This window comes from Pseudomonas sp. LBUM1670, from assembly GCF_059695695.1.
Genome location: NZ_CP166783.1, coordinates 1040582 through 1056750 on the forward strand (window position 1 = coordinate 1040582; position 16169 = coordinate 1056750).

The following is a 16169-nucleotide window of genomic DNA, read 5'->3' on the forward strand; positions in this document are numbered from 1 at the left end:
TCAGATCCCTCAGAACTGGAAGTAAAGGAACGGCGAGAAGCTTTGCGCCGAGAGTTTGAAAATCGAAGCGATGAACAGCACCAGTACCAGCGTGCGCATCACGTAACGGGACCAGTCTGCCGTCCAGTAAGCCGGTTGCACGGTGGCTTCAACGCCGACGGTGTAACCCGGTTCGTGGATGCTGGCCGGGTTCTCGCCCGGTACGGCTTTGATCATTCCCGGTGTCGCAGCGGCAGGGCCATCGGCCTCGACGTTGACGGCAGGCTTGGTCTTTTCCGGTGGCAAGTTGCTGTAGAAATCACGGATGCCGAAGAACGCCAGGGTCATGTAAGCCACCACCAGAGTCGCCACTTGCAGACCGGTGAGGCTGGCCTCGTTGAGTTCCGACAGCGACCATTCGCCAAAGCTGAACATCGCGCCGTACATACGGCCGGCGACGTGTAGGTTTTCCGCGCGGAAAATCACCCAGCCCATCACCACCAGCAGGAACGTCAGCGCCCAGCGGATCGGGTTGATGCTGCGTGGCGAGGTGTTCAGGCCCAAGGCTTTTTCAATCGCCAACCACATGCCGTGCCACGCGCCCCACACGATGTAAGTGATGTTCGCGCCGTGCCACAAACCACCGAGCAGCATGGTCAGGAACAGGTTGCGATAGGTCATCAACGTGCCTTTGCGGTTACCGCCCAGCGTGATGTACAGGTAGTCACGCAGCCAGGTGGACAGGCTGATGTGCCAGCGACGCCAGAACTCGGTGATCGACTGGCTGATGTACGGCTGCTTGAAGTTTTCCATGAAGCGGAAACCCATCATCAGGCCCAGGCCGATGGCCATGTCGCTGTAACCGGAGAAGTCGAAATACAACTGCGCGGTGTACGCCAGGGCACCGAGCCAGGCATCGCCCGTGGTCGGGTTCTGCAAGGCGAAGCAATGGTCGGCGACCACCGCGAGGGTGTCGGCGATGAAGACCTTCTTGATGAAGCCCTGCATGAACCGCGTGGCACCTTCGGAGAACTTGTCGAGGGTGTGGGTGCGGTTGTTGAACTGGTCGGCGAGGTCGCGGAAACGCAACACCGGGCCGGCAATCAAGTGCGGGAAGATCGCCACGAACGCCGCAAAGTCGATCAGGTTGCGGGTCGCCGGGGTGTCACCACGGTAGACGTCGATGATGTAGCTGATGGACTCGAAGATGTAGAACGAGATCCCGATCGGCAACAGCACGTGGGTCAGGATGAACGGCGACAGACCGACCGAGGTCATCATCGCGTTGATGCTGTCCACGCCGAAGTTGGCGTACTTGAAGTAGCCGAGAATGCACAGGTCGACAGCCACGCCGAGCAGCAGCCAGCGCTGGGCCGGTTTGGTCCTGACGCCTGCGGCACCGACTTTGAGGCCGATCCAGTAGTTCCACAGCGTAACGGCGGCGAACAGCGCGAGGAAGTCCACGCGCCACCAGGCATAGAACACATAGCTGGCGATCAGCAGCAGCAGGTTGCGATAGCGTATTCCGCTCAAGTAGTACATGCCGAGAAAGATCGGCAGGAACAAAAACAGGAACACGTTGGATGAAAATACCATCCCGGTCTCTCCATGTTTAACCAACAGTCAAGGGCCGCAGCCCCCCCAAACCCCCCGTGAAATTTGGGAGGCAACACATCTTCAGTGTGGGAGCGGGCTTGCTCGCGAAAGCGGTGTTTCAGTCGACATCATTGGTGAATGTCAGACCGCATTCGCGAGCAAGCCCGCTCCCACAGGGAACTACGTTTGTTCTAGGAACCTTTGCCTTTCTCGTTGGCCGGGTCGTAGACCTTGGTCAGGTCACCCCCGAGGCGGAAGGTCTTGAACGGCTGCATCTCGTGCTTTTTCTCAAGCACATCCGGCGAGCAGGTGTAGAGCGTGCAGAACGGTTCGAGCCAAGCGAATTTCGAGTCGACCTTGAGGTCGGTCATGTCCTGTTCCTTGCCGTTCTTCTTCTCGAATTCGTCCGGGTCTTCAACCCCGGCCAGCACTCGATCACCCAGGCGTTTCAGCGCGCCGTTGTTTTCCTGACGCAAGTCCACACCGTTGACCTGAGCGAAACTGGCGATCATCGCCAGCGGCGGCAGGGCGTAGTTGTGGTAGGCGAGGGCGCGTTGCTGGCGCTTCAGTTCGTTCGGCAGGAAACCCTGGGCGTCGACCTGATTGGCGCCGACCTTGTATTCCTTCACGGCCCAGTCGAACAGGTCGCGGCGATTGGTGGCGACGGACGTTGCCATCACCGACCACGCTGCCCAGTACGAGTGGTTGTTGGTTTGTTCCAGCGGCAGGTTGTCCCAGTCGCTGACCACCTGATCGGCCATCTTGCTGAACCAGGCCTCGATCAACTGCGACTCTTGCTGATGGTTCGCCAACGGATGCGAGTCGGAAAACTTCAGGCGAATGTACGACGACGCCATGCTGCCCAACGCCCATTTGCGCATGGACTTGCCGGTGTGGTTGAAGTCCTTGGACATCAACGCATCGGCCTTGGCCCAGGCAGTCAACCAGTTCAGCGTGCATTCGAGCTGTTCCGGACGACCGTCACGCATGAACTGCATCACGCGCTTGCTGGTGCCGCGCTCAATCTTGGTGATGTCGGCGGTGCTGTCGCGGAAGGCCTTTTCCGACTGCTCGTTCAACGTCGAACGGGCCTTGTCCGAGCCTTCGTACTTGCTGCGAAATTGCAGCGAGCCAGTGTACGGCGTCGGCATCGCGTCACAGCCGTCGCTCTTGTCGCCGGTTTTGACTTTTTCGATCGGCGCAAAGTAACCCTGTGGCGGGCGCAGTGGCGCGGCGGCCTGGGTGGCGCCGGCGAACATCGCCAGCGTCAGCAGGGAGGGCGCGAGTAACTTTTTCAAAGTTCGGGTTTGCATAATTGCCTCATTGCCCGGCTTGAGCAGTGTTCAGCCCAGCGCCCGGGAATACGTTGCGTTTGCAGATTTTCGCTTCGACTTTCTGTGGCGCGGAACCTGCTTCAGGGCCCTGGACTTCGACGGCCAGCAGATTCTGCGAGGCCCAGTCTTCGTCCGTGCGCAACTCAAAGGCGAAACGCCCGTCGGTATCGGAGGTTTCCGGTTTATCGATTTTGATGTCCTCGTGGCGACCGTTCATGTACCAGAGGGTGGCTTGCAGGGTTTTCACCGATGGATCGGCGAAACGGATGTCGACCTGGTGACTGCTGTTTTGCAGGTTCAGGTTCTTGCTGTTGACCATCAATTCGTTCTTGCCCGGTTTCAACGTGGCACTGCCGCTCATCTGTGCATCCTTTCCTTCACAACCGTTGTCCAGCAACGCCATCATCTGGCGGTAGATGGTTTCCTGGTCGAGGCGGTAGAGCGGCGAGAATTCCCAGATCAGAATCTTCGGCGGCTTGGTCTGGAACTCTTCGCTGCCCAGGTACTGCAGCATCGAACCTTCCAGGCCACCGCCGGGGAACGCCACGTTGAGGATGTCGGCGCCGATGGCCTCTTCGAGGAAACCGGCGAAGTTGTAGTTCTTGCCACTGTGGCTGGTGCCGACCAGGGTGATCTCCGGATTGCCGGAGTCACTGAACAGATCGCCATCCGCCGCTTCGCCTTTTGGCTCGGTGGTGAACTGATCCATGTACTGGATCGCATAGCTGGTGCCACAGAGTTGACCGGCCATATTGTGTAACGTTCCGGTCTTGCCCATGCGACCCGACTTGTGGCTCTCGAATTCGCGCTTCGGAATGCCGGCAAACTCAGGCAGTTGCTTGATTTTCTCGCCGACGATTTTCGCCGTGCGCTGGGCGCCATATGGTGTCCAGTGCTGGTCGCCGCGGAAGTAGAAGTCGTGGGCGGGCAGGGTGTCGGGCAGCGATTCGTTGGTCAGCGGCGACAGGTCCGGCACCACGTAACCCATGGCGGCGAAGCGCCCGAGCATGGTCTTGTAGTTCTTCAGCGCCTTGTCGAAATCGAACTTGGCCTTCTCTTCCGGATTGAGTTTGTTGCGGTTCACCAGGCCACGAGTGGGTTGATAAACAACAACGAGCTCCACGCCTTTGCTCTTGAACGCATCGTGCAATTCTTTCATGCGTTTGTAGCCGGCGGGCGTGGTGTCGAATTCGGTGCGCAAGTCTTCCTGCGTACGGAACAGCCACTCGCCCTGAGCCTGCACCAGCGTGGTGAAGTTCTGCTGATAACGCGTGGTGTAGTTCTTCGCGTCGTGGGCTTCGGGGCACAGGTTGCAGCACGGCTCTGCGCTGAATTTCGGTGCCTGGGCTTCGTCTGCACGAGCGCCCGCGCTGGCCGCGAGAATGCCGGCGGTCAGGGCCGACAGGCTGAGTAATTTGATCAAGTGTGGGTGCATAAAATTATCCTCAGTCCCGCATTTCGGTCTGGCGTTCGACAGGGTCGATCAGCACGGCTTTCTGCTGGCGCACCAGCAGGTCGAGAATTTCATCCTGACGCTCGCCGAGAATCCCGTTGAAGCTGATGCCGCTGGATTTGGTCGGGGCGAGCATGGACACGCGATACAGCTCGACGCTCAGCGGCGAGTCGATGGACAGCGGTCCGCTGCCGTTGCTGGCCAATTCACCGCCAACGATGATCAGCGACACCTGGGCGTCGAACGGGTCGAGCTTGATGTCGCGGTCGGTGTCGCTCAGGTCCTTGATGTGGCCGTAGACGCCGGTCAGGCCGTTGGCCAAGGACAGGTTTTCGTAGAGGCGGATGTTCACGCTGTTACGAATACGAATGCCGTGGCGACGGTTGCTGATCACCTTGTTGGCGTACAGCAGGTTGTCGGCACTCTCGTAAAGCGTGATGCCGTCGGTGTGGTTCTTGTAGATCTCGTTGTAGGCGATCAGGTTGTTCACGCTGTTACGGTCGATCACCATGCCCGACAACTTGTTGTCGTAGCTGCGGTTGTTGAAGATGAAGCTGTCGTTGACCTCACGGGAAATAATGATCCCGTGCTTCTTCTTGGTCCCGTGAACGGTGTTGTCGGCGATGATCAGACCGTGCGAGCGGTCATGCGGGTCGATGCCGTAGACGATGTTGTCTTTGTAGGTGTTGCCCTTGACCACGAAGTCGCGGGTTTCGTAGCAGTAGAAGCCGTACCACATGTCCGAGAACTCGGAGCCGACGATCCAGCCGCTCGGTTCAGGACGCTTGAGCACCTTGGCCATGTTCGGCGTGTACTGGGAAATACTCACACCGTACGACTTACTGTTGGCGTAGCCGAAACTGGCGATCTTGCTGTTGGCGATGTAGGTCTCGGTGCCGCCCCAGGACAGCAGGAACGGACGGAATTCCTTCGGCGAGTTGAACGTCGCCGGGCCGTTGTCCTTCTCGCGCCAGCCGGTGATTTTGGTATCACGCACAAACAGCTGACCGTCGTTGACCAGGAACGAACCGGCCTCTTGGGACAGGCGCAATTCCTGGGTCTGCTTGTCGATTTCGAGGATGCCTTTCTCACCGACCACAATCGGCAATTTCGCCAGGAACACGCCCGGCGAGGTCTCGCTGAAGTACTGCTTGGGCAGCTTCTTCGCCAGGTCCTTGAGGTTCATGTAGCCGTCGTCGATGAAGATCGCCTGCGGGATGCCGTGCTGACGCACCACCCATTCGGCCATCTTGTTGTCACCGCCGATGAAGTCCTTCAGCGCGTTTTCCTGCATCATCCGGCGCACGCTGATCTTGCCGGCCTTGGTGCGCACGATTTTCGCGGCGATGGCTTCGGCGGTGTAGCCGGAGGTGTCCGGCAGTGTTGGTTTTTTCAGCTCCAGCGGCGCGGTGGGTGCGCTGCTGACGGTGTAGGTCTTGGCCTGCTGCAATTCCTTGGCCGTGGTCACCGGCTTGACCGGCTCCACATTGGCAAAGGCGGCCGAGCTGGCCAGCAGCATCGCGCCGGCCAGCAAGGTCAGTGAGCCTCTCTTCGGACTGTTCATGTCAGGAACTCCCTTAGCGGTTCGCATCAGAAGCGCCAGATCACGTCGACAAACGCGCGGTGCATGTACGAATCAACTTCTTTGCCATAGGCATCGCCCGGCTTGAACACACCGCCACGCAAGCGCACGAGGGCCGACGGTTCGTCGATCGACTGGCTCAACGCAGCAGGCAACAGGCCTTGCTTGAAGTACTTGGTGACGACAAGGTCCATTTCCTGACCGAGGTCGTTGCTACCCTCTTTGAGCGGTAACGAGGTGCTCGCGCCACTGCCATCGGTATCGTTATCGACGGCGTTGATGCCGTTACTGGCGACCGACTTGTTGCTGTCGACGCGCCAGAACTTGTGGTAGATCACACTGGCGTCGTATTCGTCGTTGAGCATCCACGAACCGAACAATGTCGCGGACTGCATGTTGTTCATTTCGCCACGGAACGCTTCGCCGAAACGGTGCACCCGCGAGCGCGTACCGGTGTAGTTCGAGCGGTTGCTTTCCAGGCCGTTCTGTTCGTAGTCGGCACTGGCGCGGGCATAGGCCGCACCGACTTGCCACTGCGGATCGAGGCGCAGGCGCACACCGATATCGGTGGCCCAGCCGTTGAGGTCTTCACCGCGCTTGGCGTCGGTCGGGCGGGTGCCGTCGGCTTCCAGCTCATTCACCGTGTCGGTGTCGCCGCTCATGCCGGTGACGCTGCCCCAGTAATTGACGGTGTTGGTGTTGCGATAGTTGTACGCATCGCTGTCGGCGGTGAGGCCGAGCCAACTGATGTCGCCGTTCTGTTTCTTGTCCAGTGAGTCGCCGGCCACGCCCGGTTCCGGGTAGTCGAGCTTGCCGTCATCGTGGGTGTGATGACCGCGAATGCCGGCCCAGTTGCCGGGTGTCCACTGATAGGCCACATCGCCGTAGACGTGCAGGCGATCCTTGTCCTTCGGTGCCAGTTCTTTCAGGTCGGTGCGGTATTCGCTGAAGCGTTCAGCGACACCGACGTTGGCGCGCAACAGGGTGGTGTCGAAGGTCCAGTTCAGGGCTTCGATGTTGGTGTCGCGCCATTGGCCGTCGTCGTTGCGCAGGCGTTGGCGACCGAGCTTCAACTGCTCGCCCGGATAGGGCGTGAAGCCGCTGTAGCCGACCCAGAATTCGCGCATGGCCAGGTAGTTTTTCTTGGTCTTGCGATCACCGTTGTCGGTGGTCTGGGTGCCGTCGCTGTCGGACTGCTGCAAGGTGTCGGTTTCGATGATGTCGGTCGACGTTACAGCTTGACCCATGGCGTAGGCGCTCCACGCGCCGCTTTCGCCATAGACCCATGGACGCAAGTCGAGGCCGACGCCGTTGACGTCGCCGCCACTGGCGGTGCCGAGGTCACGGTCGTCTTCGGACTGGCCGGTGACTTTCACGTCCAGACCGAAATTCTTGGTTTCGGTCTCTGCCGCCAGGGTTGGGCAAGACCAGATCAGCGCGCAGGTCAGGCCAATACCGGCCTGGACGAATGGATTCAACTTCATAGGGATTCCTCGCCGTCTTCTTCTTGCAGGGCATGCAGTTCCAGCGTGTTCTGGCTCAAGGCACCCCGAACGGCCTGTTCTTGTTTCAACAGGCGTTGGGCCTCGGCGAGCTGGGCAGGCGGCAGTTGGGCTTCGAGTGTCTGCGCAAGCTCGGTGGCTTGCGGGGTGTTCTGGGCCTTGGCCAACTGGCTGAACACGTAAGCGTTAAGCGGATTTGGCTTGGTGCCCTTGCCTTGGGAAAACAGCTGGGCGATGGCGAAGTCGGCGCTGTTCTGGCCGTTGCGCGCAGCGGTCAGCAAGTGATCCAGTGCTTTCTGCGAATAGACTTTGCCCAGGTAACCACGGCGGTAAATCTGGCCGAGGTAGTAATCGGCAGCGACTTCTTTGCCGACGGCTTTCTGGAAATGTTCTTCGGCGACTTTCGCGTCGGCCGGCACCCATTTGCCATCGTAGTAGAGCTTGCCGAGCAACAGTTCGGCGCGCGGCTGGTCAGCGGCGCGGCCGTTGTCCAGGTACTTCATCATCTTGTCGACGTCGCCGAGTTCCGGGAAGTCATAGAGCAATTGCGCCAGGCTGACCCAGGAAGCGGGGTAGGCGGGGGCGATGTCTTCGAGCAGCGACTGAGCGGTTTTTTCGTCGGTCTTGCCCAGGGTCGCATCGCCCAATACGCGGGCAACGCTGTCAACGCGCTGAGCGGAAACGGTGCCGCGGGTATGCGCCGCTTGCATCTGCTTGATCAGCTCGGCCTGTTGTTCCGGTTTGCCTTGTTTCTGGTAAACCGTGGCCAGTTCGACGTAGCAGATGTCGGTGGTGTTCAACGCGGCTTTGCAGATGGTTTCGACTTCGGCCAGGTGCTGGTCGTAAGTGCCCTGGGTGCGATACAGCAGCACTTGGGCCAGGCCCGCTTCCGGTTTGCCTTCGGCACGCCATTGGCTGATCTGCTGTTGCGCGTTGACGTTCGGGAAACTGTGGGGGTATTGCAGGTACAGCATCGCCAGCGGGATCAGCGTGTTGCCTTCGCCATTGGCCGAGGCTTTTTTCAACAGGCCTTCGGCTTCGTGGTGTTCCGCTTCGGTGGCGCCGGGTTTGGCCACCAGCAGGCGACCCAGACGAGCCTGAGCTCGCGGCGAGACGTCGGCCGCGGCGCGGTAAGTCGCCTCGGCCTGCTTGACTTGCGCCGGGTCGCGGCTGTCGACCTGGATATCGGCGAGACCTACTTGAGCCTCGCTGTAGCCCAGGTCGGCCAGTTGCTTGTAGTTCTGCTGCGCCAGCGTGGTGTCGCCGCGCTTGAGGGCTTCATTGGCCAGACGCTGGTCGGGCAGGCCGGCGCAACCGGCCAGGCTCACGGCCAAAGCCAGCGAACAGAACGCGTAACCCATGTGGGAGCGGGCTTGCTCGCGAAGAAGGCTCTGCGGTACATCAGGCAGACCGCGTTGTTCCCTTCGCGAGCAAGCCCGCTCCCACAGGGTTTGCGGTGTTTTCAAGAGACTGATAATGGTCACAGGCATGTCCTCGATTTAAAGACCGGAAGCCATGGCTTTATCGATCAGCCAGTTCAGGTTCGGGCCACGGTCGCTGTTTACTTCAACCGGGCGGCCGGAGAATTTGCTGTCCAGTGGCTCGTCAGGCTGGATCAGCACGCGAATGTCGGACGACAGGTCGGCGCTTTTCAGGCTGGTGCTGCTGACGATCTTGCCGGTGCGGGTTTTGTCTTCGCCGGCAATCTGGAAGCTGACGTTGGTGCCTGGACGCACGTCGCCGAACTGGCGATAGGAGAAGCGCGCTTCGACGTTGGCTTCGCTGTTGCGCGGCACCAGTTGGAAGATCACGTCGCCCTTGCTGGCGTACTGACCGTCGGCGACCAGTTGCTGGGCCACGGTGCAATCGCACGGCGAGGTCAGGGTGCCGGTCATTTGCTTGCCGAACAGTTCTTCAACCTTGGCCGGTTGCAGTTGATCTTCGTCAAGATGGCCCTTGAGCACGTCGAGCATGCTGGTGCTGAAAGTCGCCAGCGGTGCGCCTTTGGCAGCAATACCGTCAGCCTTGATCAGGCTTTGCACGGTGCCGTCACGCGGCATGGTGATGCTCATGCCCGGCACGCTGACCAGACCGGCCTGCGCGTGGCTGACGAAGTACATGCCGTACACCGATTTGAAAATGAAACCGAACGCCGCCAGACCGACGATGAAAATCGCCAGGCTGAAGGTCACTGCACGCAGGCGACCGAACGCGGTCATGCCGTGGCCGCCATCCTTGACCTTGCGCGCCTTGGTGAAGTTGTCGCGCTGCAGGGTCGCCAGCACTTCACCCATGCTGACGATGTCGCCGGCCAGGTGAGAGGTGATCAGATGGCGCAGGGTCGAGATGTCTTGTGGTTCCAGGTTCTGGAACTGGCAACCGGCACGACCGGTCTGGCGGTCGACGGAGCGCACTTGCAGTTCCACGTCCATGGCCAGGCCGAGGTTATCGATGACGAACTGCAGGCGAGCCTTGTACACGTCGCCGATCTTCAGTGGCAGTTGACCGGCGTTGAAGGCCAGGCCGCCAGCGGAGAGGTCGATCACTCGAGCTTCCATCGGGGTCCGGTCCGGACCGAAGAAGCGCAGCTTGGCCGGAATTTTCACTCGGGCGTGTTGGCGCTGGGCTTCGGATTCATGCACTACGTTGGCGTTGACGGAGGTATTCATAGGGGCGATTTCCTGGTTAATTCAATAAGGGGGCGGTCAGACCATCATCAGCAGCACGGCGACAAAAATGCTGCCGGCGGAGAAGGTCATGGTCCGAGACGACCAAGTGTTGAACCAACGTTGAAAGCTGGCGAGATCACGGGTCAGTTTGGTGTCCTGGCGAGTCCAGGACTGTTGGTCGAGGCGGAAGAACACGTAGATCTTCACCAGCGCACCGACGATCTGGTTGTAATAGAGAATCGCCGGGTAGGCCGGGCCGATCCGGTGACCGGAGCAGGACAACAGCAGGGTCAGGATCAGACGGGTGAGGCCGATCCACAGCAGATAAACCAGGATGAACGCGGTGCCGTACTTGAAGGACGCGATGATCGCGACCGTCAGGCCCAGCAAGGACGTCCACATCGACACGCGCTGATCGAACAGCACCACAGACGTGAACAGCCCGAGGCGTTTCATCCCCAGGCCCAGGGCGCGGGAGTTCTGGCGCAGGTTGTTGCCGTACCAGCGGAACATCAGTTTGCGGCTGGCCTTGATGAAGCTTTTTTCCGGCGGGTGTTCCACGGTGTGGATCGCGGCGTCCGGCACGTAGAACGTGTCGTAGCCCAGGCGCATCAGGCTGAACCAGCTCGACTTGTCGTCACCGGTCAGGAACTTGAAGCGGCCCAGGCGCCAGTGTTGCAGCGAGTCGCTTTCCACGTCGGCGATGAAGTCCGGGTCGGTGACCACGGTCGCGCGGAACACCGACATCCGGCCGGTCATGGTCAGTACGCGTTTGGACAAAGCCATCGAGCACATGTTGATGTGGCGCTGGGCGAAGCGCAGTTTGTGCCACTCGCTCATGATGTAGCCGCCGCGCACTTCGCAGAATTCGTTGGTGGTCAGGCCGCCGACATTGCCGAACAGCTGGAACCACGGCACGGTCTTGAGCACGACGCCTTCAGCGAGCACGGTGTCGCCATCGATCACGGCAACCACTGCACGGTCGTCCGGCAGGTGGCGGGAGATGGCGCGGAAACCGTAGGCCAGGCCATCACGCTTGCCGGTGCCGGGAATGCGCACGAAGTCGAGCTTGACCCGCTCCGGTGGATTCATCTTGGCCCAAAGGCTTTTCACCAGCTTCTCATCGGACATTTCGACGATCGAGCAGACCATGGTGGTCGGCAGGCCGCAGTCGATCGCTTCGCGAATCACCGAGGCGTAGACCTGGGCAGTGGTCAGCGCGTCGATACGAAAACTGGTGACCATCAAAAACACATGGGACGGGTCTGCCGCTTTACCCAGCTTGCGCACTTTGCGCCGCAGGTGCGGGTAGACCACGTACAGAAACAGCATGCCGCGCAGAAAGTGCGTGGCACCCATCGAGTAACGCCAGATACCGACGATACCGATCAGAAAAATGAAGTCCTTCGACTCGGAGTCGAATGTGGACACAGGCAGCGCCATGGCGATGCCCATCAAAATACTTAAGTAAAACAGCCAACCGGCGGCCTGAAGTAGGCCGTGCTTTAGCCTGTGCATAATCTGCATCCGTCTCGATCTCGGGCGAGGCCCGAATGGGTTAAGGCAGGCGTAGAAACTGTAGGAGCGAGGCTTGCCCGCGAAGGCTGCCTGCCTGACACACCGGGGCGCTTGGTTCGCCGGCAAGCCTGGCTCCTACAGAGGCTGTGTTACCAGCAGATGCCTTCAGTCCGGCCACTGACGCTGGTGGCTTGAGACATGAAGCCGACCAGGTCGATCACTTGCTTGCCGTGCGGAGCGTTCTGCGCCAGAGCGCGGAATTTCTCGTCACGGTTGCCGAGGATGATCACGTCGGAGTTGTTGATCACGTCGTCGAAGTCGGAATTGAGCAAGGACGAGACGTGAGGGATCTTCGACTCGATGTAATCCTTGTTCGCACCGTGAACGCGGGCGTATTCGACGTTGGCGTCGTAGATGCTCAGGTCGTAGCCTTTGCCGATCAGCATTTCTGCCAGATCAACCAGTGGGCTTTCGCGCAAGTCATCGGTCCCGGCCTTGAAGCTCAGACCCAGCAGGGCGACTTTGCGTTTGTCATGGCTGGAAACGATGTCGAAGGCGTTCTGCACCTGGGATTCGTTACTGCGCATCAACGAGTTCAGCAGCGGTGCTTCGACGTCCAGCGAACCGGCGCGGTAGGTCAGGGCACGCACGTCTTTCGGCAGGCAGGAGCCGCCGAAGGCGAAGCCTGGGCGCATGTAGTACTGGGACAGGTTGAGGGTCTTGTCCTGGCAGACGACTTCCATCACTTCACGACCATCGACGCCGCACGCCTTGGCGATGTTGCCGATCTCGTTGGCGAAGGTCACCTTGGTGGCGTGCCACACGTTGCAGGTGTACTTGATCATCTCGGCAACGGCGATGTCCTTGCGGATGATCGGCGCGTCGAGCTCTTCGTACAGCGATTGCAGAACGTCGCCGGACGCCTTGTCGAACTCGCCGATGACGGTCATCGGTGGCAGATCGTAGTCGGCGATCGCGGTGCTTTCACGCAGGAACTCAGGGTTCACCGCCACACCGAAATCAACGCCGGCTTTCTTGCCGGAGCAATCTTCGAGAATCGGGATGACAACGTTTGCGACCGTGCCCGGCAGAACGGTGCTGCGGACTACGATGGTGTGGCGGGTGGTCTTGTCACGCAGGACAAAACCGATCTCGCGGCATACCGCTTCGATGTAGTTCAGTTCCAGGTCGCCATTCTTCTTGCTCGGCGTGCCGACGCAGATCATCGACACGTCGGTGTCACGAATCGCCTCGGCGAAGTTGGTCGTACCGCGCAGACGGCCGGTTTCAATACCCTTGGCCAGCAGTTCGCCCAGACCCGGTTCAACGATCGGTGATTTACCGGCGTTGATCATATCGATCTTGTCTTTGGCGACATCGACGCCAACGACGTCATGGCCCCGTGCAGACAGGCAACCGGCACATACTGCACCGACGTAACCCAAACCAAATATGCTGATGCGCATCGCATTTACCTCTGTATTTATCAAGCCATTACATGGCCGGAGTTAATGGTGTTCAGCGGTCATAGTGCACTCGGAAGTTTTGGCGACAGGCGCCGCAATGCCGTGTGCAGGCATACTAAGTTCCGAGTGTCCAAATAAGTACACTCAAGATGTGCGCAACTAGGCCTTGTTATTATGATGTGCCCTGTTATGCAGCCGAGTCCTCTGGTAAGAGGTCCTTCGTGCAAAGGTCTTGCGCGCTCAATGCCAGGCCAGAGGCCCGTAGATCAAGCGGTTGGGTGCTCAGGCGAGCACGTTTATAGGGGCGCAGCCTTGGCCGTGTAGGGGATAGTAGTGATGCCTTATCTCCTGTCCTTCATGTGTTGCCCAAATCAGGGATTATCTAGCCGAAGTTAATGTGACAACTTCGCTACGTGAATCTCTTCTTTGCGTAAGTTATCTCGTACATGTTCAGAGATAATCGCTACCGGTGGTATGAGCTACGCATTTGGACATAGTTCCAGTCCACCCATCGCGAATTCTGAAATTTCTTGAAATATTGAGAAAGATGGCACTGCTTTCAAATTGATGGCACTTGCCGTCTCACCCTTGTTACACGGGGCGATAAACAAGCAAGATAGTTTTTTGCCACTACCGATAAAAAATTTCAGTGCCACTACTGAAAAAAATGATCGAAGTCGAGTGAAACTAACGTTAGAAAAATGACTGTTTGGTTTTTGGCGCCAAGAGATTGGCGATCCGGGCGGGAAATTGTTGGACGATCAGGCGTGGCGCACGACGTGTTTTTTGCTGTCGTGCGCCGATCCGGTGCGTTACTCGGGGGCGTGATCGCGAAGAAACACCAGATTGTCCGGTTTAGACTGCTCGGCGCTGTATCGATAGCCCTGGACGTCGAACTGCTTGAGGGCTGCCGGGTCGTTGATGCGTTCTTCGATGACGAAGCGGCTCATCATGCCCCGGGCTTTTTTTGCGTAGAAACTGATGATCTTGTACTGGCCGTTTTTCAGGTCCTTGAACTCGGTATTGATGATGCGGGCATTCAAGGCCGTGCGTTTGACCGCCGAGAAATACTCGTTGGACGCCAGGTTCAGCAGCACGTCATCACCTTGATCGGCCAGGGCTTCGTTCAACCATTCGCTGATCCGCGTGCCCCAGAAGGCATACAAGTCCTTGCCCCGGGCGTTGGGCAATCTGGTGCCCATTTCCAGTCGATACGGCTGCATCAGGTCCAGTGGACGCAGCAAGCCATAAAGGCCGGACAACATGCGCAGATGCTGTTGGGCGTAATCGAAATCGGCTTCGCTGAAGGTTTGTGCGTTGAGGCCGGTATAAACGTCGCCCTTGAACGCCAGCAGTGCCTGTTTAGCGTTTTCGGGTGTGAACGCCGGGGTCCAGCTACCGAAACGCGCGGCGTTGAGCCCGCCGATCTTGTCGGAGACGTGCATCAGCTCACTGATCTGCGCCGGCGTCAGGTCGCGCAACTGCAGGATCAGCTCCTGGGAATGGTCAAGGTACTGCGGCTGGGTGAAGCGCTGGGTCGCCGGCGGTGTTTCGTAATCGAGGGTCTTGGCGGGGGAAATCACCATCAGCATGAAGTCGTCTCCTTTAATCGTGGGGCGATTCTAGGGGGTTGTCCTTGTTGACTCCAGCTATCACGTCCATAGGTGATGATCGGTGGCCATACACATAACCTGTGGGAGCGGGCTTGCTCGCGAAAGCGGTGTATCAGTCCCTAAGATGCTGACTCGCACACCGCATTCGCGAGCAAGCCCGCTCCCACAGGAGATCGTGGCGCTAGTGCGGGATCAGCTATAGTGCCGCGCGGGTTTTTATGGAGACATCCCATTGCGTATCGTTTTTCTTTTTTCGGCCTGGCTGTTGAGTTTCGGTGCCATGGCGGCGCCGGGCGATGTGGCGACGCTCGATCGCAGCACCTGGCCTGAGCCACTTAGCAACCCGACGCTGTTCGATGTCGCCTCGCGCGCAGAGATTCTGATGTTCGCTCGCGTGCTGCAGGCGAGCGAATCGCTGGACGAGGCGAGCCTGGCCCAGCGCCTGGGCCTGCGCACGATCAATCTGGACTCGGTCAACCACCTGCGCCAGCGCCTGTGGCAGCGCCTGTTGACCAACTACAGCTTCGCGCAGCAAAGCTGTGATCAGGATGCCTCTTTCTGTTTCCTGGTCGAAGACATGGACACCCTGCGCCAGCAAGCCGCCAAGTTTCAGGTCAGCGACGACAGCTACTACATCAAGTGGGCCGAACCGAGCCGGCTGTTCCATGCGCAGTACCTCGACGAGCAGTTGCGCAAGGCTGCGCTGTTTCCGCAAACCAGCAGCGAAGTCGATCGTTTTGGCGACTACGAGCGCAACGGCGAGCAGATGCATGACCGACTGTTCCTGTTGACCTTCGACAGCGCCGCCAATGCCGCGCCGGACAACACGGCGTGGGTCACCGAGTACCTGCGCAAAGCGAACATGACAGGCACGTTCTTCGTCCTCGGCAAGGATATTCAGGCGCGTCTGAGCGAGCGTTCGGTGGCGAGTCTGCAGGCGACTTACTCGGCGCAGTGCATTGGCGTGCAAGGCTGGGAGTTCCGTTCCCACAGCCACTGGCAGGACTGGCAGGATTCGGTGCGGCGCAGCGCCGAATTGGTCAAAAGCAAATTGCCGGAGAACTACGTGCCGCTGTTCCGTCCGCCCGATGGCCAGCGCCGTTCGGACGCGGAAGGCTTCTTCAGGTCCCAGGGCTTGCAGGTGGGGCTGTGGGACATCGATGCCCAGGACGGCGCCGGCAAGCTCAAGGCCAACCAGAGCGCGCAGCGTGTGTTGACCCTGATGCTGTTGTGGCGGCACGGGGTGATCAACTTCAACATTAAACAGGATGGCGTGAAAACGGCGATGCCCTGGCTTGTCACGCAGACGGCACCCAGCGGGATCGGTTGGGAAGATTGTCAGGACGCGTTTCGCTGAAAACGGCGAAAGCCCGTAAACATTGGGGAAGGGGCGAATTTGCAACAGATTTCGGTGCAGGCGGACTTCCGACTTTAACGGGGTGATGGCAATCCGCCAA

At 59.3% G+C, this 16169-nt stretch carries 11 protein-coding genes; 1 reads left to right on the top strand and 10 read right to left on the bottom strand.

Translation table 11 applies throughout. The features are described 5' to 3' along the window. Positions 1–9: 9 nt before the first annotated feature. The 10 genes from ACA073_RS04720 to yaaA form a co-directional block, all read right to left on the bottom strand. The gene (locus tag ACA073_RS04720; protein WP_497401988.1) at positions 10–1575 is read right to left on the bottom strand and encodes an MBOAT family O-acyltransferase; all 1566 of its coding nucleotides are present in this window, start codon (positions 1573–1575) and stop codon (positions 10–12) included. Positions 1576–1766: 191 nt separating this feature from the next. Continuing rightward, positions 1767–2888 (bottom strand): mannuronate-specific alginate lyase, encoded by a 1122-nt coding sequence (locus tag ACA073_RS04725; protein ID WP_497401990.1) that lies wholly within the window; start codon positions 2886–2888, stop codon positions 1767–1769. A gap of 7 nt (positions 2889–2895) precedes the next feature. After that, positions 2896–4344 carry an alginate O-acetyltransferase gene (locus ACA073_RS04730; protein WP_497401991.1) on the bottom strand — a complete coding sequence of 483 codons (1449 nt, stop codon included), beginning with the start codon at positions 4342–4344 and terminating at the stop codon, positions 2896–2898. Positions 4345–4354: 10 nt separating this feature from the next. Next, positions 4355–5926, bottom strand: a complete 1572-nt coding sequence (algG, locus tag ACA073_RS04735; protein WP_497401992.1) for a mannuronan 5-epimerase AlgG — start codon at positions 5924–5926, stop codon at positions 4355–4357. 26 nt (positions 5927–5952) lie between these two features. Continuing rightward, positions 5953–7428: an alginate export family protein gene (locus tag ACA073_RS04740; RefSeq protein ID WP_497401993.1), complete on the bottom strand. Its 1476-nt coding sequence runs from the start codon at positions 7426–7428 to the stop codon at positions 5953–5955. After that, positions 7425–8930, bottom strand: coding sequence for an alginate biosynthesis TPR repeat lipoprotein AlgK (gene algK / locus ACA073_RS04745; RefSeq protein WP_497401995.1), 1506 nt, complete (start codon positions 8928–8930; stop codon positions 7425–7427). The genes ACA073_RS04740 and algK overlap by 4 nt, the downstream gene beginning before the upstream one ends. Before the next feature lie 15 nt (positions 8931–8945). Then, entirely contained in the window at positions 8946–10115 is a 1170-nt protein-coding gene (locus tag ACA073_RS04750) for a PilZ domain-containing protein (RefSeq protein WP_497401996.1), read from the bottom strand. 36 nt (positions 10116–10151) lie between these two features. After that, a complete protein-coding gene (alg8, locus tag ACA073_RS04755; protein WP_497401998.1) occupies positions 10152–11633 on the bottom strand; it encodes a mannuronan synthase in 1482 nt (493 codons plus the stop codon). Between the two features lie 149 nt (positions 11634–11782). Further along, complete coding sequence (locus tag ACA073_RS04760; protein WP_497401999.1) at positions 11783–13099, bottom strand: nucleotide sugar dehydrogenase; 1317 nt, start codon at positions 13097–13099, stop codon at positions 11783–11785. 812 nt (positions 13100–13911) lie between these two features. Beyond that, a complete protein-coding gene (gene yaaA / locus ACA073_RS04765; RefSeq protein WP_497402001.1) occupies positions 13912–14691 on the bottom strand; it encodes a peroxide stress protein YaaA in 780 nt (259 codons plus the stop codon). 253 nt (positions 14692–14944) lie between these two features. Between yaaA and ACA073_RS04770 the strand changes: the two genes are divergently transcribed. Next, complete coding sequence (locus ACA073_RS04770) at positions 14945–16069, top strand: polysaccharide deacetylase family protein (protein ID WP_497402003.1); 1125 nt, start codon at positions 14945–14947, stop codon at positions 16067–16069. The last annotated feature ends 100 nt before the right edge of the window (positions 16070–16169 follow it).